The sequence below is a fragment of the Pseudomonas sp. BP6 genome (assembly GCF_017875935.1).
Taxonomy (GTDB): Bacteria; Pseudomonadota; Gammaproteobacteria; order Pseudomonadales; family Pseudomonadaceae; genus Aquipseudomonas; species Aquipseudomonas putida_Y.
In genome coordinates this window covers 26,384-48,566 of sequence record NZ_JAGINI010000001.1, presented here as the reverse complement: position 1 = coordinate 48,566, position 22,183 = coordinate 26,384, and the positions used below count along the sequence as shown (strand labels likewise).

At 60.4% G+C, this 22,183-nt stretch carries 21 protein-coding genes; 7 read left to right on the top strand and 14 right to left on the bottom strand.

Features of this window, described 5'->3' with window-relative positions:
• Positions 1–56: 56 nt before the first annotated feature.
• The 3 genes from J3A98_RS00225 to J3A98_RS00215 all read left to right on the top strand — a co-directional run bounded on the left by J3A98_RS00225 (position 57) and on the right by J3A98_RS00215 (position 2,462).
• A complete protein-coding gene (locus tag J3A98_RS00225) occupies positions 57–554 on the top strand; it encodes a hypothetical protein (protein WP_039612255.1) in 498 nt (165 codons plus the stop codon).
• Between the two features lie 122 nt (positions 555–676).
• Positions 677–1,312, top strand: a complete 636-nt coding sequence (locus J3A98_RS00220) for a TetR family transcriptional regulator (RefSeq protein WP_209963150.1) — start codon at positions 677–679, stop codon at positions 1,310–1,312.
• A gap of 52 nt (positions 1,313–1,364) precedes the next feature.
• Positions 1,365–2,462 carry an AGE family epimerase/isomerase gene (locus J3A98_RS00215; protein ID WP_176683165.1) on the top strand — a complete coding sequence of 366 codons (1,098 nt, stop codon included), beginning with the start codon at positions 1,365–1,367 and terminating at the stop codon, positions 2,460–2,462.
• Positions 2,463–2,570: 108 nt separating this feature from the next.
• On the opposite strand, the gene J3A98_RS00210 is transcribed toward J3A98_RS00215, so the two are convergent.
• The 6 genes from J3A98_RS00210 to J3A98_RS00185 all read right to left on the bottom strand — a co-directional run bounded on the left by J3A98_RS00210 (position 2,571) and on the right by J3A98_RS00185 (position 9,026).
• Positions 2,571–3,338, bottom strand: coding sequence for an SDR family oxidoreductase (locus J3A98_RS00210; RefSeq protein WP_209963144.1), 768 nt, complete (start codon positions 3,336–3,338; stop codon positions 2,571–2,573).
• 592 nt (positions 3,339–3,930) lie between these two features.
• Positions 3,931–4,647, bottom strand: coding sequence for an ABC transporter ATP-binding protein (locus J3A98_RS00205; RefSeq protein WP_176683163.1), 717 nt, complete (start codon positions 4,645–4,647; stop codon positions 3,931–3,933).
• Positions 4,644–5,519, bottom strand: coding sequence for an ATP-binding cassette domain-containing protein (locus J3A98_RS00200; protein WP_176683162.1), 876 nt, complete (start codon positions 5,517–5,519; stop codon positions 4,644–4,646). The genes J3A98_RS00205 and J3A98_RS00200 overlap by 4 nt, the downstream gene beginning before the upstream one ends.
• Positions 5,516–6,817 carry a high-affinity branched-chain amino acid ABC transporter permease LivM gene (livM, locus tag J3A98_RS00195; RefSeq protein ID WP_176683161.1) on the bottom strand — a complete coding sequence of 434 codons (1,302 nt, stop codon included), beginning with the start codon at positions 6,815–6,817 and terminating at the stop codon, positions 5,516–5,518. Before livM ends, J3A98_RS00200 begins: the two co-directional genes overlap by 4 nt.
• A gap of 2 nt (positions 6,818–6,819) precedes the next feature.
• The gene (locus tag J3A98_RS00190; RefSeq protein ID WP_176683160.1) at positions 6,820–7,734 is read right to left on the bottom strand and encodes a branched-chain amino acid ABC transporter permease LivH; all 915 of its coding nucleotides are present in this window, start codon (positions 7,732–7,734) and stop codon (positions 6,820–6,822) included.
• Positions 7,735–7,889: 155 nt separating this feature from the next.
• Positions 7,890–9,026 (bottom strand): branched-chain amino acid ABC transporter substrate-binding protein, encoded by a 1,137-nt coding sequence (locus J3A98_RS00185; RefSeq protein ID WP_176683159.1) that lies wholly within the window; start codon positions 9,024–9,026, stop codon positions 7,890–7,892.
• 501 nt (positions 9,027–9,527) lie between these two features.
• Here J3A98_RS00185 and pncB point away from each other — a divergent pair.
• On the top strand, positions 9,528–10,733 hold the full coding sequence (gene pncB, locus J3A98_RS00180; protein ID WP_176683158.1) for a nicotinate phosphoribosyltransferase: 1,206 nt from the start codon (positions 9,528–9,530) through the stop codon (positions 10,731–10,733).
• A gap of 3 nt (positions 10,734–10,736) precedes the next feature.
• Positions 10,737–11,564, top strand: coding sequence for an ammonia-dependent NAD(+) synthetase (gene nadE / locus J3A98_RS00175; protein ID WP_176683157.1), 828 nt, complete (start codon positions 10,737–10,739; stop codon positions 11,562–11,564).
• Between the two features lie 110 nt (positions 11,565–11,674).
• On the opposite strand, the gene azu is transcribed toward nadE, so the two are convergent.
• The gene (azu, locus tag J3A98_RS00170; protein ID WP_129933869.1) at positions 11,675–12,124 is read right to left on the bottom strand and encodes an azurin; all 450 of its coding nucleotides are present in this window, start codon (positions 12,122–12,124) and stop codon (positions 11,675–11,677) included.
• A gap of 349 nt (positions 12,125–12,473) precedes the next feature.
• On the opposite strand from azu, the gene J3A98_RS00165 reads away from it, so the two are divergent.
• Complete coding sequence (locus J3A98_RS00165) at positions 12,474–13,061, top strand: TIGR00730 family Rossman fold protein (RefSeq protein WP_176683156.1); 588 nt, start codon at positions 12,474–12,476, stop codon at positions 13,059–13,061.
• 121 nt (positions 13,062–13,182) lie between these two features.
• Here J3A98_RS00165 and J3A98_RS00160 read toward each other — a convergent pair whose 3' ends face one another.
• Positions 13,183–15,483, bottom strand: a complete 2,301-nt coding sequence (locus J3A98_RS00160) for a YgiQ family radical SAM protein (protein ID WP_209963141.1) — start codon at positions 15,481–15,483, stop codon at positions 13,183–13,185.
• A 186-nt stretch (positions 15,484–15,669) separates the two neighbouring features.
• Positions 15,670–15,885: a DUF3077 domain-containing protein gene (locus J3A98_RS00155; protein WP_209963138.1), complete on the bottom strand. Its 216-nt coding sequence runs from the start codon at positions 15,883–15,885 to the stop codon at positions 15,670–15,672.
• A gap of 859 nt (positions 15,886–16,744) precedes the next feature.
• Here J3A98_RS00155 and J3A98_RS00150 point away from each other — a divergent pair.
• Complete coding sequence (locus J3A98_RS00150) at positions 16,745–18,400, top strand: ATP-binding cassette domain-containing protein (protein ID WP_209963136.1); 1,656 nt, start codon at positions 16,745–16,747, stop codon at positions 18,398–18,400.
• Positions 18,401–18,424: 24 nt separating this feature from the next.
• On the opposite strand, the gene dnaB is transcribed toward J3A98_RS00150, so the two are convergent.
• The 5 genes from dnaB to rpsF form a co-directional block, all read right to left on the bottom strand.
• Entirely contained in the window at positions 18,425–19,822 is a 1,398-nt protein-coding gene (dnaB, locus tag J3A98_RS00145) for a replicative DNA helicase (protein WP_021783887.1), read from the bottom strand.
• Between the two features lie 113 nt (positions 19,823–19,935).
• A complete protein-coding gene (gene rplI, locus J3A98_RS00140; protein WP_003249568.1) occupies positions 19,936–20,382 on the bottom strand; it encodes a 50S ribosomal protein L9 in 447 nt (148 codons plus the stop codon).
• Positions 20,383–20,402: 20 nt separating this feature from the next.
• A complete protein-coding gene (locus tag J3A98_RS00135; RefSeq protein ID WP_176683153.1) occupies positions 20,403–21,266 on the bottom strand; it encodes a hypothetical protein in 864 nt (287 codons plus the stop codon).
• Between the two features lie 33 nt (positions 21,267–21,299).
• A complete protein-coding gene (gene rpsR / locus J3A98_RS00130; RefSeq protein ID WP_003249563.1) occupies positions 21,300–21,530 on the bottom strand; it encodes a 30S ribosomal protein S18 in 231 nt (76 codons plus the stop codon).
• 28 nt (positions 21,531–21,558) lie between these two features.
• Positions 21,559–21,984, bottom strand: a complete 426-nt coding sequence (gene rpsF / locus J3A98_RS00125) for a 30S ribosomal protein S6 (protein WP_021783885.1) — start codon at positions 21,982–21,984, stop codon at positions 21,559–21,561.
• Positions 21,985–22,183: the final 199 nt, after the last annotated feature.

Below are 22,183 nucleotides of genomic sequence, written 5' to 3'. Positions count from 1 at the left end.
CGGCGTAGCATTGGCTCCGTACCCACTTTCCAGCCCCCGAGAGGAGCACCGAAATCATGAAACGCCATCTGCTGACCCTGACCCTGTCCCTTCTGGCCGCCAACGCTTTCGCCCTGCCAGCGTCCGAGCAACACCTGACATCCGAAGCGCGCTCCAGCGCTGCCGAAATTGCCCAGCCGCTGAAAACCGTAGCTGAAGGTGGTTCCGATCGACTGATCGAACGTACTGGCCGTGTCGCCGAAGGTGGCTCGGATCGCTTGATCGAACAAGCTGGCCGTGTCGCTGAAGGTGGCTCGGACCGCCTGATCGAACAAGCTGGCCGTGTCGCTGAAGGTGGCTCGGACCGCCTGATCGAACAAGCTGGCCGTGTCGCTGAAGGTGGCTCGGACCGCCTGATCGAACAAGCTGGCCGTGTCGCTGAAGGTGGCTCGGACCGCCTGATCGAACAAGCTGGCCGTGTCGCTGAAGGTGGCTCGGATCGCCTGATCGAACAAGCTGGCCGTGTTGCCGAAGGTGGCTCGGATCGCCTGGTTGAACTCAGCCGTGTGAGCTGATCGCCATGGCCGAAAAGAACAACTTCTGTCACAACGCTTGCTCCCCTCCAGGCCCGGTCCATTGACCGGGCTTTGTTTTTTTATCTAGAGTGCCCAGCCTGACCGTTACAGAAGCCCGCACCATGCTGCCGCGCGCCGAACAGAAGCTACAGACCCGCCAGGCCCTGCTCGATGCCGCCTGCCTGCTCATGGAGAGTGGCCGTGGTTTCGGCAGTATCAGCCTGCGCGAAGTGGCGAAGACAGCTGGCATCGTGCCGACCGGCTTCTATCGGCACTTCTCCGACATGGACGCCCTGGGCCTGGCCCTTGTTGCCGAAATCGACACCACCTTCCGCCAGACCATCCGCCTGGTGCGCCAGAACGAGTTCGAACTGGGCGGCATCACTGACGCCTCGGTGCGCATCTTCCTCGACGTGGTAGCCGCTCACCGCGCGCAGTTCCTGTTCCTGGCCCGCGAGCAGTACGGCGGTTCACAGGCCGTGCGCCAGGCCATTGCCCGCCTGCGCCAGGATATCAGCGACGACCTGGCTACCGACCTGGCGCGGATGAAGCGCTGGCAGCACCTGGACAGCGCCGCGCTGGCGGTGATGGCCGACCTGGTGGTCAAGACCGTGTTCGCCACCCTGCCCGAGCTTATCGACAACCCGGAAGCGGGTTATCCACAGGCCCTGACGCCTCAGGAAAAAATCACCCAGCAGTTGCGCTTCATCTTTGTCGGGGCACGGCATTGGCAGGGGCTCGGCAACCCAGGCTACTGAAAACCTCACTTCTGCTACCATGGCGCCCTGCCCGACAGCGACGAGCGCCTAAATGTCCGACCCCCGCCCCACCTTGCCCGAACTGGCCCGCTTCAACCAGCACTTCGCCGAACGTATCGTGCCGCTGTGGCAAGGCCCGGGCTGGAACGCCGACATGGCCCTGCCCTACGAAGCGCTGGACGCCCAGCACCATCCGTTGCCGGTGCAGCGCTACCGCGCCATGGCCTGTGCGCGCCAGCTTTACCTGTTCAGCAGCCGTATCGGTCAGCCGGGTGCCGCCGAGCGTGCCGCAGCCCTGTTTCGCTCGCTGCAAAAGCACTTCCACGATGCCGAGCACGGTGGCTGGTTCTACAGCATCGACGCCCACGGCAAGCCGCTGGACCGGCGCAAGGACCTGTATACCCACGCCTTCATCGTGTTCGCCTGCGCGCACTACTGGGGCAAAGTGCGCGAAAGCCTGGTGGAGTCCACGTTGAATGCCGCGCTGGCCATCATCGACCAGCAGTTCGCCCGTGACGATGGCCTCTTCGAAGCCTGCCTGGGCGAAGACTGGGCCGACCTCGGCAGTGGCCCGCTGCAGAATCCGCAGATGCACCTGGCCGAAGCGTTCCTGCAGGTCCTGGCAGTGCGTGGCGACGAACATGTCCGCCAGTCGTTGCTGCAACTGTGTCAGGCGCTCGAGGCACACTTCATTGAACCGGCCCATGGCCTGATGCTGGAAAAGCCACGCGGGGTTGTGGATAACTGGTTCGAGCCGGGGCACCAGTTCGAGTGGTTCTATCTGTTGCATACCTCCCCGCTGCTGCGTAACACGCCGCTGCATGCCTCAATTGACCGGGCTTTCAGCTTTGCCGAACAGTTCGGGGTGAAAGATGCGGCAGTGCTGGCAATGCTGAATGTGGATGGCCGGGTGCTCGATGCTTCCCAGCGCATTTGGGCGCAGGCCGAGTATCTGCGGGCGCTTGCGTTGCGCGCGGGTGGCGAGGCGAAGCTGACGGAGCAGTTACAGGCGCTGGAGGCGCGGTTCCTGCGTGACGCCGGCTGGTATGAATGCAGGGATGGTGAGGGGGCGGTTAGCCGGCACGATATGCCTTCTACTACGCCTTACCATTTAGCGACCTGCCTGGAAGGGTTGCTGCGCCTGAGCTGACGTATTTGGCAGGCAAGCCTGCTCCCACAAGCTGCACTGCCCTTGAAGCTGTTGGGTCTTTGTGGGGGCCTCCGCCAATGGGCCGCAAGGCGGCCCCAGCGACGATTATCAGCCCTTGGCCGAACGATCGATCGAGAACCCTGCCCAGTCCTGGCTCACCGGCATCAGTTCCAGGCTGTTGATGTTGATGTGTGCCGGCTGGTTGAGGATCCAGAAGATGGTCTCGGCAATATCCTGTGGCTGGATCGGCTCCGCACCCGCGTAGGTAGCATCGTACTTGGCCTGGTCGCCCCCGAAGCGCACCAGCGAGAACTCGCTCTCGCACAGGCCCGGCTCGATGTTGCTCACACGCACGCCGGTACCGCGCAGGTCGCAACGCAGGCTCAGCGAGAACTGCCCGACGAAGGCCTTGGTGCCGCCATACACGTTGCTGCCCGGGTACGGATAATTGCCCGCCACAGACCCGACATTCAGGATCGTCGCGCCACGGCCATGGGCGATGAGCCGTGGCAGCAGCAAACGAGTGGTGAACATCAGGCCCTTGATGTTGGTGTCGACCATGGTTTCCCAGTCGTCCAGGCTGCAGTTCTGCGCAGCATCCACACCCAGCGCCAAGCCGGCGTTGTTCACCAGACCGCGAATCTTTTCAAAGCCGGCCGGCAGATGGGCAATAGCCTGCTCCATGGCCTTGCGGTCACGCACATCCAGCACCAGGCCATGCACTTCGGTCTTGGTCGACAGTTCAGCGCACAGGGCATCCAGGCGCTCTTTGCGGCGCCCAGTGAGTACCAGCTTCCAGCCGGCTTCGGCGAAGCGGCGGGCGGTGGCCTCGCCGAAACCGGAAGTCGCGCCAGTGATGAATACGGTGGACGTCATGCTCTGTTCCTCACGGTAGGTTGTCATGGCAGCTTTGCAGCATGCCCGCGCCTGGCCTTGGCAGCAAGCCGTTCAGGGGCTGTTCATTTTTTGTTCATACTCGTGAAACCCTTGCAGCAGAGGGCTCGCCGCCAGGTATACGCATGTTATCCACAAGGCTTTCCCCACGGATTGGGGGCAACTTGTCCACTGCGCGGAACCCTTTCAGCGCTCCGTGGTCGGTGGACATCTTTCAGGTGATGGCGCAAGGCTTTCAAGCATGCCGCCTGCAGCGGTCTGTCCAACGTTTTTTCACAGAGTTATCCACAGGGTTTGCGCTGCGCTCGAAGTGCACGCAGGGCCTTTGAAAACTGGGGAAAACCATCCACTAAGGGGATATGAACAAAAAATGATCATATCGCTACAGGGCCTGAGTCTAAAGGCATCGAGCGATATGCCACCATGTTTTCCACAGGCGGCTCCACATTATCCGTGGAAAAGATATGGCCTGTGGAAACAATGGCTTGCGGGGGAATATTGGCGTGTGGCGAGAGAAGGGAACGACAAGTTTTCCACATTGGGAAGGGGCTGCATTGCAGCCCCTGCATACCACTCAGTGCCCACCCAGATAAGCGTTACGCACTTCCTCATTGACCAACAGTTCCTGCCCGGTCCCGGTCATGCGAATCTGCCCGTTGACCATCACATACGCCCGGTCCGACAGTTTCAGCGCATGGTTGGCGTTCTGCTCCACCAGGAAGATGGTCATCCCGGTCTTGGCCAACTCTCGCAGGGTAGAGAAAATCTGCTTGACCACGATCGGCGCCAGCCCCAGCGAGGGCTCGTCCAGCAACAGCAACTTCGGCCGGCTCATCAGTGCCCGGGCAATCGCCAGCATTTGCTGCTCGCCACCGGACATGGTCATGGCCCGCTGGTTACGCCGCTCCTTCAACCGCGGGAATAGCTCGTACATGCGCTGCATGTCTTCGTCGGCATGCTTGTCGCCAATGGGGATGGTCCCCATCATCAGGTTCTCTTCGACGGACATGTCGGGAAACACCCGGCGCCCTTCCGGCGACTGGGCAATGCCGTTGGAGGCGATGTAGTGCGAGGATTTGCGGGTGATGTCGGTGCCGCGGTACACGATACGCCCGGATGCCGCCCGCGGCTGGCCGAAAATCGACATCAGCAGGGTCGACTTGCCGGCACCGTTGGCACCGATCAGGCTTACAGTCTCGCCCTCGTTGATGTGCATCGAGACTTTCTTCAGCGCCTGGATCGGCCCATAGAAGACGTCCAGGTCCTTCAGCTCGAGAATGGGTGCACTCATACCAGTTCCTCTTCGTCTGCACCCAGGTAGGCGGCAATCACCGTCGGGTTGTGGCGGATGTCCTGCGGCGCACCTTCGGCAATCACAGTGCCGTGGTCCAGCACCACGATATGGTCGGAAATGCTCATGACCATACCCATGTCGTGCTCGATCAGCACCACCGTGATGTCGTGCTCGTCACGCAGCACACGGATCATGCGGCTGAGTGCCTCGGTTTCCTGCGGGTTCAGGCCCGCCGCCGGCTCGTCCAGGCAGATGATCTTCGGCCGCGTGCACATGGCCCGGGCAATTTCCAGGCGCCGCTGCTGGCCATACGACAGCTCGCCGGCCAGGCGGTTGGCGCAATCGACCAGGTCGACCACTTCCAGCCAATAGAAGGCGTGATCCAGTGCATCGCTTTCGGCCTTGCGGTAGGCCTTGGTGTTGAGCACCCCGGCCAGCAAGTTGCGGTTGACCCACATATGCTGGGCCACCAGCAGGTTCTCCACCACCGACATTTCCTTGAACAGGCGAATGTTCTGGAAGGTGCGCGCCAGGCCGGCGCGATTGACCAAGTGGGTACCACCGAACATCTTGTAGTACATACGGTTGGCAAAGCGCGCAGGCGATAAGAAGTCGGCCGCCTGGAAGCGTTCGCCGAGCAGTTGGATGACGTTGGTGTGGCTGCCACGCACGTTCAGCTCGATACGTCCGCCACTGGCCTTGTAAAAGCCGGTCAGGCAGTTGAACACCGTGGTCTTGCCGGCGCCGTTAGGGCCGATCAGGGCAAAGATCTGGTTGCGCCGGACCTTCAGGCTGACGTCGCTGAGCGCCTTGATGCCACCGAACTGCATCATGAGGTTGTCGACCGAGAGAATGATATCGTCGCTCATGGCGCCACTCCTTTACGCGGGGTCACACCGGCACGGCTGATGCGGATCAGCCCACGCGGTCGCCAGATCATCATCAGCACCATCAGCACGCCGAACAACAGCACGCGGTACTCGGAGAAGCTGCGCAGCAGCTCCGGCGCCACGGTCAGCACGAACGCGGCGATGACCACGCCCACGGTCGAGCCCATGCCGCCCAGCACGACGATGGCGAGGATCAGCGCCGACTCGAAGAATGTGAATGACGACGGGTTGACGAAGCCTTGGTAGGTGGCGAAGAACACCCCCGCCAGACCGGCAGTCGAGGCACCCAGAGTAAAGGCCGACAGCTTGACCAACACGTGGTTCAGGCCCATCGAACGGCAGGCGATCTCGTCTTCGCGCAGCGCTTCCCAGGCCCGGCCGACCGGCATGCGGGTCAGGCGATGCTTGATGTACAGCACAGCCAGCACGACCATGAACAGCACCGCGTAGATGAACACGAACTTGAGGCTGGCGTTGTACTCGAAGCCGAAGAACTCGTGGATCGGCACGCCGCCATCCTTGGCCCGGCGGCCGAACTCCAGGCCGAAGAGAGTGGGTGAAGGCGCCGGCATGCCGTTGGGGCCACCGGTGAACGATAGCCAGTTGTTCAGCACCAGGCGGATGATCTCGCCAAAGCCCAGCGTCACGATCGCCAGGTAGTCACCGTGCATGCGCAACACCGGGAATCCGAGGATGCACCCCGCCAGCGCCGCAGCGATGGCCGCCAACGGCAGCACGCTCCAGAAGCCCAGCCCCAGGTATTGATAACCCAGCGCCAGGCCGTAGGCACCGATGGCATAGAACGCCACATACCCCAGGTCGAGCAGGCCGGCCAGGCCGACCACGATGTTCAGGCCAAGGCCCAGCAATACGTAGATCAGGCCGAGGATGACCACGGTCAGCAGATACTTGTTGGCGAAGATCGGGAAAACGATGGCAATCACGATCAGCGCGGGGATGATGTAGCGCAGGCGCGACTTGTAGTCCGGGGCGGTCACATGCACGCCCGAGCCACCGCTATCAAAGCCCAGGAGCATGCGTTGCCCAGGGGCAGTCTGCAGGAACAGGCTGAGCAGGAAGCGCCCAACCATCACACCGCCGACCAGCCAGGCCACGCGGCGCGGCTCGGCATTGAAGGTGTAGCCGTCAAGTACCACGCCAACGACCGGACCGAACACGATAAGTGCCAGCAGGCCAGCGACAATGGTCTCCAGCAGGCTGCGTTTAAGGTCGAAACCCTTGGTTTCGCTAACAGAGGCAGTTTTGGCAACGGACATGTTCACACCTTAGCCACGAGCGGGCGACCCAGCAGGCCTTGTGGGCGGAAGATAAGGATCAACACCAGCAGCGAGAAGCTGAACACATCCTTGTAGTCGGAGTTGATCAGGCCTGAGAACAGCGACTCGGAAATACCCAGGATGATCCCGCCGAGCATCGCACCCGGCAGCGAGCCGATGCCACCGAGCACTGCGGCAGTGAACGCCTTGATACCGATGATGAAACCGGCGTAGAAGTCGAAGGTGCCGTAGTTCATGGTGATGAGCACGCCTGCCAGGGCGGCCATCACTGCACCGATGACGAACACGTAGGAAATCACCCGATCGGTGTTGATACCCAGGATCGAGGCCATCTTGCGGTCTTGCTGGGTGGCACGGCACATGCGGCCGAGCTTGGTGTACTTGATCACGTAGGTCAGCAGGCCCATGCCGACGAATGCCGCCACCAGGATAAAGATCTTGGTGTAAGTCAGTTGCACGAAGCCGGTTCCGACTTCGACACGCATGGCGCCTTCCAACAGGGTTGGCACGCCTTGCTGGCGGGCGCCCTGGCTGATCTGTGCGTAGTTCTGCAGGATCAGCGAAATGCCGATGGCACTGATCAGCGGTGCCAGGCGGGTGGAGTTACGCAGCGGTTTGTAGGCGATGCGCTCGATGGTGAAGCCATAAACGCCGGTGACGACGATGGTGAACAACAGGGTGCCCAGCATCAGCAGGGGGAACGATTCGACACCGAAGTAAGCCAGCAATGCCAGGCTGATCGCCGCGAGGTAAGCGGAGATCATGTACACCTCGCCGTGCGCGAAGTTGATCATGCCGATAATGCCATAGACCATTGTGTAGCCGATGGCGATCAGGCCATAGACCGACCCGAGGGTCAGACCGTTGACCAGTTGCTGCAGGAAAATACCATCCATAACGCAATCTCACCTGATTGAGATTGCACGAGCGCCGACCACGGCGCGGGCCACCTGTGCGGGGCCCTCGCAGCGCAGAACTGTGCAGATCTACGAATAAAGACAGGTACCGCGGGGCTTTGGGCCCGAGCAACAGCCCGGGCCGCGGGCCGTTGTTATTTTTGTTTTTCCAGCTGGTGGTATTTACCGGTCTTGTCCCACTGGTAGACCACGTAGTCGGAGACGGTCAGGTCGCCCTTGCTGTCCCACTTCTTCTCGCCCATGACGGTCTGCACCGGGTTGGCCTTGAGCCACTTGGCAGCGTCTTCGCCCTTGTTCGACTTCGCGCCGTTGAACGCGGCAGCCAGGGCCTGCAGCGAAGCGTAGGCGTACAGGGTGTAGCCCTCAGGCTCAGTGCCGGCCTTACGGAACTCTTCCACCACCGCCTTGCTGTCTGGCAGCAGGCGCGGGTCGGCGCCGAAGGTCATGTACACGCCGTCCACGTATTGCGCGCCGCCGGCGGTGGACACCAGTTCGTCGGTGACGATGCCGTCATCGGACATGAACTTGACGTCCTTCAGGCCCTGCTCGCGCAACTGGCGAACCAGCGGGCCGGCTTCCGGGTGCAGGCCGCCGAAGTAGACCACGTCGGCACCGGTAGAGCGGATCTTGGTGACCACCGCGCTGAAGTCTTTCTCGCCACGGGTCAGGCCTTCGTACAGCACGGGCTTCACGCCGCGCTTTTCCAGCTGCGCCTTGGTCGCGTCAGCCAGGCCTTGGCCGTAGGTGTCCTTGTCGTGCAACACCGCGATCTTCTTGCCCTTGAGCACGTCGACGATGTAGTCGCCAGCGACGATACCCTGCTGGTCGTCACGGCCGCACATGCGGAACATGGCGCTCAAGCCGCGCTCAGTGACCGCTGGGTTGGTGGAGCCTGGAGTGATGGCAATCACGCCCGCCTCGTCATATACCTCGGACGCCGGGATCGTGTTGGAGGAACAGAAGTGGCCCACCACGCCGATCACCTTGTCCTGATCGACCAGGCGGTTGGCCACGGACACGGCTTGCTTCGGTTCACAGGCGTCATCGCCTTTGACCAGAACGATTTTCTCGCCATTCACGCCACCGGCGGCGTTGATCTTGTCGGCCGCTGCCTGCGCACCTTTCATGTACTGCTCGCCAAACGCTGCGTTTGCCCCGGTCATGGGGCCCGCTACACCGATCTTGACGTCGGCCTGAACATACGAAGAAACACCCAGGGCCGTAGCTACGGCCAGAGCCAGGAAACCTTTCTTGTAAAACGTCTGCGACATGAGGTGGTGCTCCTAGAGTTTTTTTGGTTGGCACTACAACTTCTCAGCCTGGTACTCCGAGCAAGGGTCGTGCCATCGGTTTTGTCTTCCGGGAAAACACACTGTGAAGGGTGCCTGTAGGCGACGGGCGGCCTTTTCTTTATTGAGCGTGCAACCGTCTGCCACGCGGCAGGCGCCACCATACATACAGACAAGGAGCAACCGTCGAGTGCCATCATTGCAACCCTGGCAAGTGTTTACGTGCAACCGACCTGTAACAGCGGGACGTCACCGAACTGCACACCGCTGGTGCACGATTGCTACAGGCGGCACCGTTTCAAGGCTAGCTTGTGCACGGAAAAACACCTCTGTTTAGGCCGTTCCGGCCTCTTCGCGGGCAAGCCCGCTCCTCGTCCCCGCACCGTGTAGGAGCGGGCTTGCCCGCGAAGAGGCCGGAACAGCCACACAAGGGGTAAAAGGCTGGCACAATGTCTGCCAATCGCCGCTTCCGGAGCCCCCTTGATGAGCGAAAGCGCATTCGCCGAGCGCATCGTGCACAACCTGCTCGACACCGACTTCTACAAACTCACCATGATGCAAGGTGTGCTGCACAACTACCCGGACGCCGACGTCGAATGGGAATTCCGCTGTCGCAACGGTGAGGACCTGCGCCCCTACCTCGGCGAAATTCGCAATCAGCTCGAACGGCTTGGCGACCTCACCCTGGACGATGGCCAGCTGACCTTCCTCGAACGCATCAGCTTCCTCAAACCCGACTTTTTACGCTTTCTGCGCCTGTTCCGCTTCAACCTGCGTTACGTGCACGTCGGCATTGAAAACGACCAACTGTTCCTGCGCCTGAAAGGTCCATGGCTGCATGTGATCCTGTTCGAAGTGCCGCTGCTGGCCATCATCAGCGAAGTACGCAACCGCAATCTGCACCCGCACATGCGCCTGGCCGAGGCGCGGGACCAGTTGTACCGCAAGTTCGACTGGCTGCGCGCGCATGCCAGCGATGACGAGCTGGCCGAACTGCAGGTGGCCGACTTCGGCACCCGCCGGCGCTTTTCCAGCCGCGTGCAGGCGGAGGTGGTACGGGTGCTGCGCGACGACTTCCCCGGCCGCTTTGTCGGTACCAGCAACGTCGACCTGGCATGGAAACTGGATATCAAACCGCTGGGCACCATGGCCCACGAGTGGATCATGGCCCACCAGCAGCTCGGCCCACGGCTGATCGACAGCCAAATTGCCGCGCTGGATTGCTGGGTACGCGAGTACCGTGGTCTGCTCGGCATCGCCCTGACCGACTGCATCACCATGGATGCCTTCCTCGGCGATTTCGACCTGTACTTCGCCAAGCTGTTCGACGGCCTGCGCCATGATTCGGGCGAGCCGGTAGCCTGGGCGGAAAAGGCCATTGCCCATTACCAGAAACTGGGTATCGACCCGATGACCAAGACCCTGGTGTTCTCAGACGGCCTCAACCTGACCCGCTCACTGGAAATTTTCCGTGCCCTGCGCGGCCGCATCAACGTCAGCTTTGGCATCGGCACCAACCTGACCTGCGACATCCCGGGCGTGGCACCCATGAGCATCGTGCTTAAAATGACCGACTGCAACGGCGCGCCGGTGGCCAAGATTTCTGATGAAGCCGCCAAGACCCAGTGCCGCGACGAGAACTTCGTCGCCTACATGCGTCACGTATTCAAAGTCCCCAGCAAGGAGTAACCCATGCAAGCGGTTCAGCAAGAGATTGCCCAGGCGCTGAAGGTACAGCCGCCGTTCGCCGACGCGGCAGCGCTCGAGGCCGAAGTCGCCCGGCGCGTGGCGTTCATCAAGGACTGCCTGGCCAACGCCCGGCTCAAGACCTTGGTGCTGGGCATCAGCGGTGGCGTCGACTCACTGACTGCCGCCCTGCTCGCCCAGCGTGCCATCAACGAGCTGCGTGCCGAGACCGGCGACAAGGCCTACACCTTCATTGCCGTGCGCCTGCCGTACCAAGTACAGCATGATGAGCATGACGCCCAGGCATGCCTGGAAGTGATCAAGGCGGATGAAGTTCACACTGTGGATATCGCCCCGGCAGTGCGTGCATTGGCGGCCGAAGTGGTGGAGTTGAAAAACGGCTCGCCGACGCTGGTGGACTTCGTGGTTGGCAACGTCAAGGCGCGTACCCGGATGGTCGCCCAGTACACCATCGCTGGCGCCCGCGCAGGTCTGGTGATCGGTACCGACCATGCGGCCGAGGCAGTAATGGGCTTCTTCACCAAGTTTGGTGATGGTGCCTGCGACCTGGCGCCGCTGAGTGGGCTGGTGAAGAATCAGGTGCGGGCGATTGCGCGTAGCTTCGGTGCGCCGGAATCACTGGTGGAGAAGGTGCCAACGGCCGACCTGGAAGACCTGGAGCCGGGCAAGCCGGACGAAGCGTCACATGGCGTGACCTACCAGCAGATCGACGCCTTCCTGCATGGGCAGCCGGTTGACCAGACAGCGTTCGACATCATCGTCGCCACCTACCGCAAGACCCAGCACAAGCGCGAACTGCCGTTCGCACCTTGATAAGGCTATAGAAAAACCTGTAGGAACGGGTTTTCCGCGAATACGATGGTGAACCCACCGACGCATTCGCGGGTGAACCCGCTCCTACAGGGTTCGCCGTCAGCCTTTGATTACTTGACCACGACCTTGCCTTTCATCATCGAGATGTGGCCCGGGAAGGTGCAGAAGAAGCTGTAGTCACCACCGGCTTCCAGCTTGGATGTGTCGAACTTCACTTCGGTTTCTTTCTCAGGCGCGCCGATCATCTTGGTGTGAGCGATGATCGCGGCGTTGTCAGCCTTCAGGTAGTCCTTATCCAGACCCTGGCTCATGCCTTCGGTGGCAATGGCCTGCATGTCGGCAGTCTTGCTGATCACCAGGTTGTGGCCCATGACGTTCTTCGGCAGGTTGCCGGAGTGGGTCAGTTTGACGGTGAATTCCTTGCAGCTCTTGTCGACAGTGAATTCCTTGCTGGTGTAGGACATCTGGTCAGTCGAGTCGACAGTGACCGAGCACTCGGCGGCGAAGACAGAAGCGCTGGCGAGGGTCAGCAGAGATACCGCTACAGCTTTCGCAAACATCATGAATCTCCTTGGCAGGGTTTTATCAATTGCGAGACTGCCTGAAACCGTTCAGCCCCTTGGTGATATGGGTCAAGGGGGCGTCAAGAGGCCAGCCAGTAAATTTGTTCAATGGATTGTATACAACAATTCTAACGGCACATCATGCCCTTTTATTGGACGATGAGACAACCTCTCATTTAGGAGCAATACCAAATGCCCATCTCCAACTTCCTCAATAGCCTGCTCGCTGCCTACGCCCACGGGGCCACAGGTGCAATCTGCGAATTCTCCCGGCCAGAATGAACCCGCCCTTGGAACTGACAGGCATGCGCCGTACCCTGTGCGCCTGAGTGACAGGAGATGAGCAATGCCCGTACGTTCCGTTTGTGTGTTCTGCGGCGCCAGCATGGGCGCCAACCCTGCCTACCGTGAAGCAGCCGTCGCGCTGGGCCAGGCCATTGCCCGCCGTGGTTTGACCCTGGTGTATGGCGGTGGCGCGGTCGGCTTGATGGGTGTGGTGGCAGATGCGGCCATGGCGGCCGGTGGCGAAGTGATCGGGATCATTCCGCAGAGCCTGCTGGACGCTGAGGTCGGCCACAAGGGCCTGACCCGCCTGGAAGTGGTGGATGGCATGCATGCGCGCAAGGCCCGCATGGCCGAGCTGAGCGATGCCTTCATTGCCTTGCCGGGTGGGCTGGGTACGCTGGAGGAACTGTTCGAAGTGTGGACCTGGGGGCAGCTGGGCTATCACGCCAAGCCGCTCGGGCTACTGGATGTGAACGGTTTCTATGACAAGCTGGGCGGGTTCCTCGACCATATCGTCGAAGAAGGTTTCGTGCGCCCGCAACACCGGGCGATGTTGCTGCTGGGGCAGCAGCCAGACGAGCTGCTGGACGGGATGGACAGCTTTGTGGCGCCGGTCGCGCCTAAGTGGGTCGACAAGCAGCCTGACTGATCCAGATGGATGGGCCGAACACTGCCCCTGTGGGAGCGGGTTCACCCGCGAATCGATAGTGGATCTACCGACGCATTCGCGGGTGAACCCGCTCCCACAGGGCTCTATGTAGCCTTCAAAATCAGCGGGGAATGACAGGCTGACGCGGCTTCTTGTTGCCCTTGCCGCCCTTGCTCGCCTCTTTGCGCTCCTTGGCCGCCTGCTGGTTACGCGCAAACGCTTCGGCCTTGGCTTTCTCGCGCTTGTCCCACGGCTTGCTGCCATCGCTGCCACGCGGCGGCAGGCCGGTGTGCTGGGTGAGGATCTTCTGGTCCTTGCCCACCTTGTGGCTCCCCGCCGGGGTCGAGTTCTTGCGGCGCGCGCTCTGGTAGCTGTCGGACTGCGGCTGGTGCGCCGGAATCAGCTGGTGCTTGCCCGGCCCGATCAGGTCGGCGCGGCCCATTCGCTGCAGCGCTTCACGCAGCATCGGCCAGCCCTTCGGGTCGTGATAGCGCAAGAACGCCTTGTGCAGACGGCGTTGCTCGTCGCTCTTGACGATCTCCACCCCTTCGCTCTTGTAGGTCACCTTGCGCAGCGGGTTCTTGCCTGAGTGGTACATGGCCGTGGCCGAGGCCATTGGCGACGGGTAGAACGCCTGTACCTGGTCGGCGCGGAAGCCGTTGCCCTTCAGCCACAGGGCCAGGTTCATCATGTCTTCGTCGGTGGTGCCAGGGTGCGCGGCAATGAAGTACGGGATCAGGTACTGCTCCTTGCCCGCTTCTTTCGAGAACTTCTCGAACATGCGCTTGAAGCGGTCGTAGGTGCCGATACCCGGCTTCATCATCTTGTCCAGCGGGCCACGCTCGGTGTGCTCCGGGGCAATCTTCAGGTAGCCGCCAACGTGGTGGGTGACCAGTTCCTTGACGTACTCCGGCGATTCCACCGCCAGGTCGTAGCGCAGGCCGGAAGCAATCAGGATCTTTTTCACACCCGGCAAGGCACGGGCCTTGCGGTACAGCTCGATAAGCGAGCTGTGGTCGGTATTGAGATTTTCGCAGATACCCGGGAACACGCACGACGGCTTGCGGCAGTGCTTCTCGATATCGGGGCTTTTGCAGGCGATGCGGTACATGTTGGCAGTCGGCCCGCCAAGGTCCGAGACCACGCCGGTGAAGCCCGGCACCTTGTCACGCATCTCTTCGATTTCGTGCAGGATCGACTCGTGCGAGCGGTTCTGGATGATGCGGCCTTCGTGCTCGGTGATCGAGCAGAAGGTACAGCCACCGAAGCAGCCACGCATGATGTTCACCGAGAAACGGATCATCTCGTAGGCCGGGATGCGCTCCTTGCCATAGGCCGGGTGCGGCACACGGGCGTAAGGCATGCCGAACACGTAGTCCATTTCCTCGGTGCTCATGGGGATGGGTGGCGGGTTGAACCACACATCCACTTCACCGTGCTTCTGCACCAGCGCGCGAGCGTTGCCCGGGTTGGTCTCCAGGTGCAGCACGCGGTTGGCATGGGCATAGAGCACGGGGTCGTTACGCACCTTTTCGAAGGATGGCAGGCGGATCACCGACTTTTCCCGGGTCACGGCCGGGCTGTCGAGAATCTGCACCACCTTGGCTTCGTTCGGATCCTCCTGGTCGCCCTTGGCCTGCTCGATGGCACAGGCCTGGGTGTCCTGGGTGTTCACGTACGGGTTGATGATCTTGTCGACGCGCCCCGGGCGGTCGATACGGGTGGAGTCGATCTCGTACCAGCCCTGCGGGGTATCGCGGCGCACGAAGGCGGTGCCGCGAACGTCGGTGATGGTCTCGATCTTCTCACCGTTGGACAGGCGCTGGGCCACCTCGACCACTGCACGCTCGGCGTTGCCGAACAGCAGGATGTCGGCGCTGGCGTCGATCAGGATCGAGTGACGAACCTTGTCCTGCCAGTAGTCGTAGTGGGCGATGCGGCGCAGCGAAGCCTCGATGCCGCCGAGCACGATCGGCACATGCTTGTAGGCTTCCTTGCAGCGCTGGCTGTACACCAGGCTGGCACGGTCCGGACGGCTGCCGGCCAGGCCACCCGGGGTGTAGGCGTCGTCGGAACGGATCTTCTTGTCTGCGGTGTAGCGGTTGATCATCGAGTCCATGTTGCCGGCGGCCACCCCGAAGAACAGGTTTGGCTCGCCGAGTTTCATGAAGTCGTCTTTCGACTGCCAGTTCGGCTGGGCAATGATGCCCACGCGGAAGCCCTGGGCTTCCAGCAGACGGCCAATGATGGCCATGCCGAACGACGGATGGTCGACGTAGGCATCACCGGTCACGATGATGATGTCGCAGGAATCCCAGCCGAGCAGATCCATCTCCTCCCTGCTCATTGGCAGGAAAGGTGCTGGCCCGAAGCATTCGGCCCAGTACTTGGGATAGTCGTAGAGTGGTTTGGCTGCTTGCATGTCAGTGACCGGTTCTGGTGTACAGGGAAATCGCGGGCGCGGAATATAGCACAAATTTTGACCAAATCCGACTGGATTCGTGGGGATTGGTGGGCGGGGCGACGGTTGGGGGATGGACGTGGCACGTGGTTGGCTTGAGGGGTGTAGTGGGGTTGCCAGGAGTTCATGCAACCTGAAGCCAACCCCTCACTGCCTCATCCACAGCTCAGCATCATCCATCAGCGCCTTGGCCATCGCACTCAGGTAATCGGCAGCCCAGATCATCATCGGCTTCTCACCCATCAACCCGGTGATGGTCAGTTCGCGCACATAGCCCATCAACTCCGAATACTGCTCGCGGGCGTCTCTACACTGGATCCCGGGCTCGATGCGGAACAACGGGTGGGGTAAACCCGCTCCCACAGGTACGGTGCAACTCTTGAAGCCTATGGTGAACCTGTAGGAGCGGGTTCACCCGCGAAAGGGCCAGCCCAGGCAACACATCAACGAAGCCTTACAGCAGGCCCCTGCCCCTGCATCGGGTTGTCTTCAAGAAAAGGGGGATCGTGGGATGGATCGGGGCAAGGCGATTACTCACAGGAAAACCTGAGCCTGCTTAGACCGATGGCGATCGCGCCCCTGCTGAGCGATCGCAATTCCTTCAGATTTTTACTGAATGTTTAGCCTATCCAACCCTGAGAAAGTGCTAACCAGCTAATTATTGGTGCTTTTTTCTTTATCTCTCAAGAATTGTAGGAATCGACCTTCTAGTCTTAGTAAAAAATCCTACATTAACTTTCCTCAACAAATCCCGAGAAGATCTTGAACCCCCAAAAAAAACAAGTGCTACAACAGTGACGCGCAGAAAGGCGCACTCAAACCAACTCTATAGGAGTATTAGCCATGGGACGTCGTCGTTCTGAAATCCACACGCTGTAGATCTCACGCGTGATGAACTACACATTCACCGATTCCGAGGTTGAATTTCTCAACCTTCTGTAAGTGACAAACCAGAAGGGGCTTAGCTCCTTCTGGCTCTACCAAGGATCAGTACCCGCTTTTCACCCTCCGCATACCGTTCTCAGCGTGCGCGGGCAAGTCAAGCGAACACTGATCAACTTGGAAAAACATAACAAGATCGCATTCTATCGCACACTTTATGAGCACCCGAATCTCGCTACGGTTGTTCAGGTGTTCATACCCGGACTTGAACGCTTCCACCTGATCAGATCAGGTATTCCAATCGCGCCACAGAGTGCACTCAAAGGCATAAGGCAATGACATGCAAATCTATAGAGGAATGCTCGCCGCCCTCGGCGCGACACTGTTCCTGAAAATCGCGACCGTCGTACCTGCTCTAGTCTTGGCCGACATCATTGACAACCTGGCCACCTCAGCCGCGTCTTCCCAGCTTCTGCTCGGAGCTTTCATATGCCTTGTCGCATTACAAGCCTCTATGACCCCTCTACAAGCCTGGTGCCTGGCGCGGCTTTGCCAGGAACGCGTGAAGCAACTTTCCATCCGCTGGTGCCGCGAATTGCTGGACAAGCGCTTCGAGGCCTATGGACAACTCCATGGCGGAACACTGGTAAAAGTACTGGATAGGGGCATTACCGCACAGGAGCGGTGGTTGGGCTTTCTGATTGGCTCGGCATGGCCGGTGCTAGCCGAAGCTGCAGTGCTGATAACGCTCTTCGCTTACCTGGGGGCTACTTCGGTATTGATCGGCCTCATCCCTTTGAGCCTGGCCTACCTGTGGGCCAACGATCGCCTGGTGCGCTGGCGCCGGCCACATATCGAGGCAGTGAACGCGCGCGAGGATGAACTGGCGGAACAATGGGTCGATACCTTCGCCAGCGCGGCAACGGTCAAACTGGAAAAGGCCGAGGATGCCGCAATGCTCCCGGTCAACCAGACACTTTCGCACTATGCCGACTCAGCAGTGCAGGTAGCTCACAGTGGGGGTTGGATTCAGAGCCTGCGCACCCTGTTCATAGGCCTGGGCAGTGGCGGTCTGCTCATGTGGGGTATCCATGATCAGGCTCTGGCAGCACCGCAATTGAGCCTGGGCGAGCTGGTTGCTCTCTTCACCTTGGTGAGCGGATTGCTGGCAGGGGTTGCGCAACTTGCTGAGGCCTGGCGATTGCTAGACCAGTTTCGGCTAGACAAACGCAAACTCGAACACTGGCTCCAGCTCCCCTCGTTCGGCCCAGCATGCACTACTGAGGCGAAGTCCCAAGACAAGGACGCTGGCCTAAGCATCGCCCCGTGCCAGTTGAGCGCTCGAGATACTGTACAACTTCACATCGAAGAACCCTTGGTACTGCACAAAGGAGAACGGGTCGCACTGATCGGGCCCAGCGGATGTGGTAAGTCGACACTTCTGCATACGCTGGCGGGAACGATATTCCCGTTGCGCAAGGATGTGCACCTGCACGGCAGGTGCCTGGCGTCGCTCGACGCTAGTGAACAATTCAGTCGATTACGACTCTGCCCTCAGGATGCGCATTTCATACCCGGCCCCCTGCCCCGCGCGGTGCTGTTCGAGCAAGCTCATGATCGCGCTCAAATCGAACGATGGCTTGAACGGTTGGGCCTGAGCAAAGACTGGTACGAACTTGATCTGGATGCACGCGCAGAATCGATATCGGGCGGCGAAGCACGCAGGCTGACGCTGCTACGCCTTCTTAATCAGCCTGGGGAATTCAATTTCTTTGACGAGCCCACAGCAGGGCTCGATGCCGCGTCGGCAGAGCGTACCTGGGACCTGTTGTTCGAAGCATTTAAAGGGCGAGGGCTGATTTGCGTGACGCATGATCAGAGCGCACTGTCGCGGTTTGACCGGGTGATCACCCTGAGCGAGGGGCGGATCATCAGCCAAGGGCAAACGAACATCGCTCAGATTTCAGAGCTAGCAGGCGCACCGCAAACCTCGTAGGAGCGGCCTTGCTAGCTCAATGGGTTATTCATCATCATCAAAGTTGTACATCCCCGGCGCCAAGTTCTCGAACCGGGTGTACTTACCGATAAACGCCAAACGCACGAAACCGATGGGGCCGTTACGCTGTTTACCGATGATGATTTCCGCCACGCCCTTGTGCTCGGTTTCAGGGTGGTACACCTCGTCGCGGTACACGAACATGATCACGTCGGCGTCCTGCTCGATTGCACCGGATTCACGCAAGTCGGAGTTGACCGGGCGTTTGTTCGGGCGCTGCTCCAGCGAGCGGTTCAGCTGCGAAAGGGCAATGACCGGGCAGTTGAATTCCTTGGCCAGGGCCTTGAGCGAGCGGGAAATCTCGGAAATTTCGTTGGTACGGTTGTCACCGGCCGACCCCGGGATCTGCATCAGCTGCAGGTAGTCGACCATGATCATGGCGATTTCGCCATGCTCACGGGCCAGGCGGCGGGTACGCGCGCGCATTTCCGAGGGGCTGATACCCGCCGTATCGTCGATGAACAATTTGCGGTCGTTGAGCAGGTTCACTGCCGAGGTCAGGCGTGGCCAGTCGTCATCGTCCAGCTGGCCGGAACGGACCTTGGTCTGGTCGATACGCCCCAGGGACGAGAGCATACGCATGATCAGCGACTCACCTGGCATCTCCAGGGAGAACACCAGCACCGCCTTGTCGGTACGCAGTACGGCGTTTTCCACCAGGTTCATGGCGAAGGTGGTCTTACCCATCGACGGACGACCCGCAACGATGATCAGGTCGGCTGCCTGCAGGCCGCTGGTCTTCTCGTCCAGGTCGGTGTAACCGGTGGAGATACCGGTGATGTCGCTGTCGGAGTTGAACAGCGTATCGATACGGTCGATGGCCATGGTCAACAGTTCGTTGACACCCACCGGGCCGCCGGTTTTTGGCCGGGCCTCGGCGATCTGGAAGATCTGCCGCTCGGCGTCGTCGAGGATTTCTTCGGCGTTGCGCCCTTGCGGGTTGAAGGCGTTGTCGGCGATGTCGGTACTGATGCTGATCAGTTGGCGCAACGTGGCCCGCTCGCGAATGATCGCGGCGTATGCCTTGATGTTGGCTACCGAGGGAGTGTTCTTGGCCAGCTCGGCCAGGTAGGCCAAGCCGCCGACTTGCGAGGACAGGCCTTCCTTGTCCAGTTGCTCGTGCAGGGTAACCACGTCAAATGGCTGGTTGGCATCGGCCAACTTGTGCACGGCACGGAAAATCAGGCGGTGGTCATGCCGGTAGAAATCGCCATCCGACACTTGGTCCAGCACCCGCTCCCAGGCGTTGTTGTCCAGCATCAGGCCACCGAGTACGGCCTGTTCGGCCTCGATGGAATGCGGCGGCACCTTCAGGGCTGCGGTTTGCAGGTCTAGCTGTTCGGAAGTGGTGATCTCGTTCATGGCCACGAAAGAATTCTGGAGGACGAAAAAGACAAAGGGCACGGCCTGTCGAAAACAGGACCGTGCCCGATGTTAACCGCCTGACTCGCAAGGAGCCAGCCAGTTAGCGCAGCTTAGGCAGCTACGACGACCACGCGTACGGTGGCTTCAACGTCGCTGTGCAGGTGCACGGCTACGTCGTATTCGCCAACCTGACGGATGGTGCCGTTCGGCAGACGAACTTCAGCTTTGGCCACTTCAACGCCGGAGGCGGTCAGGGCGTCAGCGATGTCGTGGGTGCCGATCGAACCGAACAGCTTGCCTTCGTCGCCAGCGGTGGCAGTGATGGTCACTTCCAGCTCGGCCAGTTGGGCAGCGCGGCTTTCAGCCGAAGCTTTCTTGTCAGCGGCTGCTTTTTCCAGCTCGGCACGACGCTCTTCGAACGCAGCCAGGTTGGCGGCGTTGGCAACGGTGGCCTTGCCGAATGGCAGCAGGAAGTTACGGCCGTAACCAGCCTTAACTTTTACTTTGTCGCCCAGGTTGCCCAGGTTAGCGACTTTTTCCAGCAGGATCAGTTCCATTTGGTAAAACCTCTTAACTTTTAACCTTCACCGTTCGCGGAGTCTTTCCCCGGAGGGGACTTGCGACCGCGAAAATCAATCAGGCTGTCGACAATGGCCAAAACCATCAGCAACGGATAAATCAGCTGCATGATCAGCGGCAGCGTCACGTACATCCCCACTAGCCAGAAACCGGCCAGTCGGCCCTGTGCCACCAGCCCGTGCATCAAGGCGATGCCGGCCAGCACCAGTACCAGGCTCGAGGCAGATGCCAGGATGATGAACTGCGGCCCGATAAACGGAGCCACCACCATCACTGCCACCAAGGCCGCCGTGGCCTGTTTCGGCAACTTCAGCGCGCGAAACTCGCGACCGAAGCCTCCAGGGTTGTACAACGCTGCCTGCCAATAGCGCGCCAGCACCAAGGCCAACACACTGAACAATTGCACCGTCACTGCAGTAGAAGCGACCAGCACAGGGCGGATCAGCTCATCGGAGAGTACCGGTTGCCCCTCGATTTTCGGCATGGCTTCGGCAAACGCCTTGGCCAGCACGTCGAAGGTTTGCGCCAGCGCCAGATCGAGCACGAGGCTGAAAGCCACGGCGAACACGGCACTGAGCAGCAACACCCGGCTCCACGGATGCTCGGCACGCAACATGGCGGCCAGGGCCAGGGCACCCGCAATCACCAGAAAGGTGATGGGATCGCCCATGACCCACACGGCCAGCCCGGCCAGCAGGCCGCCAGCGATGACCGTTGTAGCATCCTTGAACCCACGCCGCAGCAGCACAAGGCTGCACGCAGCGGCACTCAACCAGAACAGCAGCGGCAGTACCGCACTGATGACCACCACCAGGGTGGCCTGCACACGACCGCGCATGATGAAACTTGCTAACGCTCGCATGCTAACCCCTTACTGCTTGTCGACGACCCGGTCTCAGCGGCCGTGGCTGTCGGTGTAGGGCAGCAGGGCCAGGAAGCGGGCGCGCTTGATAGCGGTAGCCAGCTGACGCTGATAACGAGCTTTGGTACCGGTGATACGGCTTGGAACGATCTTGCCGGTTTCGGATACGTAAGCTTTCAGGGTGTTGAGATCTTTGAAGTCGATCTCTTTCACGTCTTCAGCAGTGAAGCGGCAGAATTTACGACGACGGAAGAAACGTGCCATTTAATAGGCTCCTCTAAAGGTCCGTGGATTACTCGTCAGCGTTATCGCTGGAGTCGCTGTCATTGCTGTCATCGCCTTCGGCGGATTCAGCATGCTCAGGACGCTCACGACGCTCACGGCGCTCGCTGCGGTTTTCTTCAGCCTTCAGCATCTCGGACTGGCCGGTAACGGCTTCGTCGCGACGGATGACCAGGTTACGGATAACGGCATCGTTGTAGCGGAAGTTGTCTTCCAGCTCGGCCAGGGCCTTGCCGGTGCACTCAACGTTCAGCATCACGTAGTGAGCCTTGTGAACATTGTTGATTGCGTAGGCCAGTTGACGACGGCCCCAGTCTTCCAGGCGGTGGATCTTGCCACCATCTTCTTCGATCAGCTTGGTGTAACGCTCAACCATGCCGCCGACTTGCTCGCTCTGGTCCGGGTGAACCAGGAAGATGATTTCGTAATGACGCATGAATGCTCCTTACGGGTTAGTAGTCTGCCAGCGAATCTGGTCAGACAAGGAGTGAATGACACTGTATGTCTTGCACGGAGGGGAGGCACATGAGCGCCTGCCAGCTCGGCAAGGGGCGCAATTGTAGAGAAGGTGGGACACACAAGCAAGGTGATTGGTGAATATTTGAACAGCCTGAAACATATTTACAGGCTGCGGG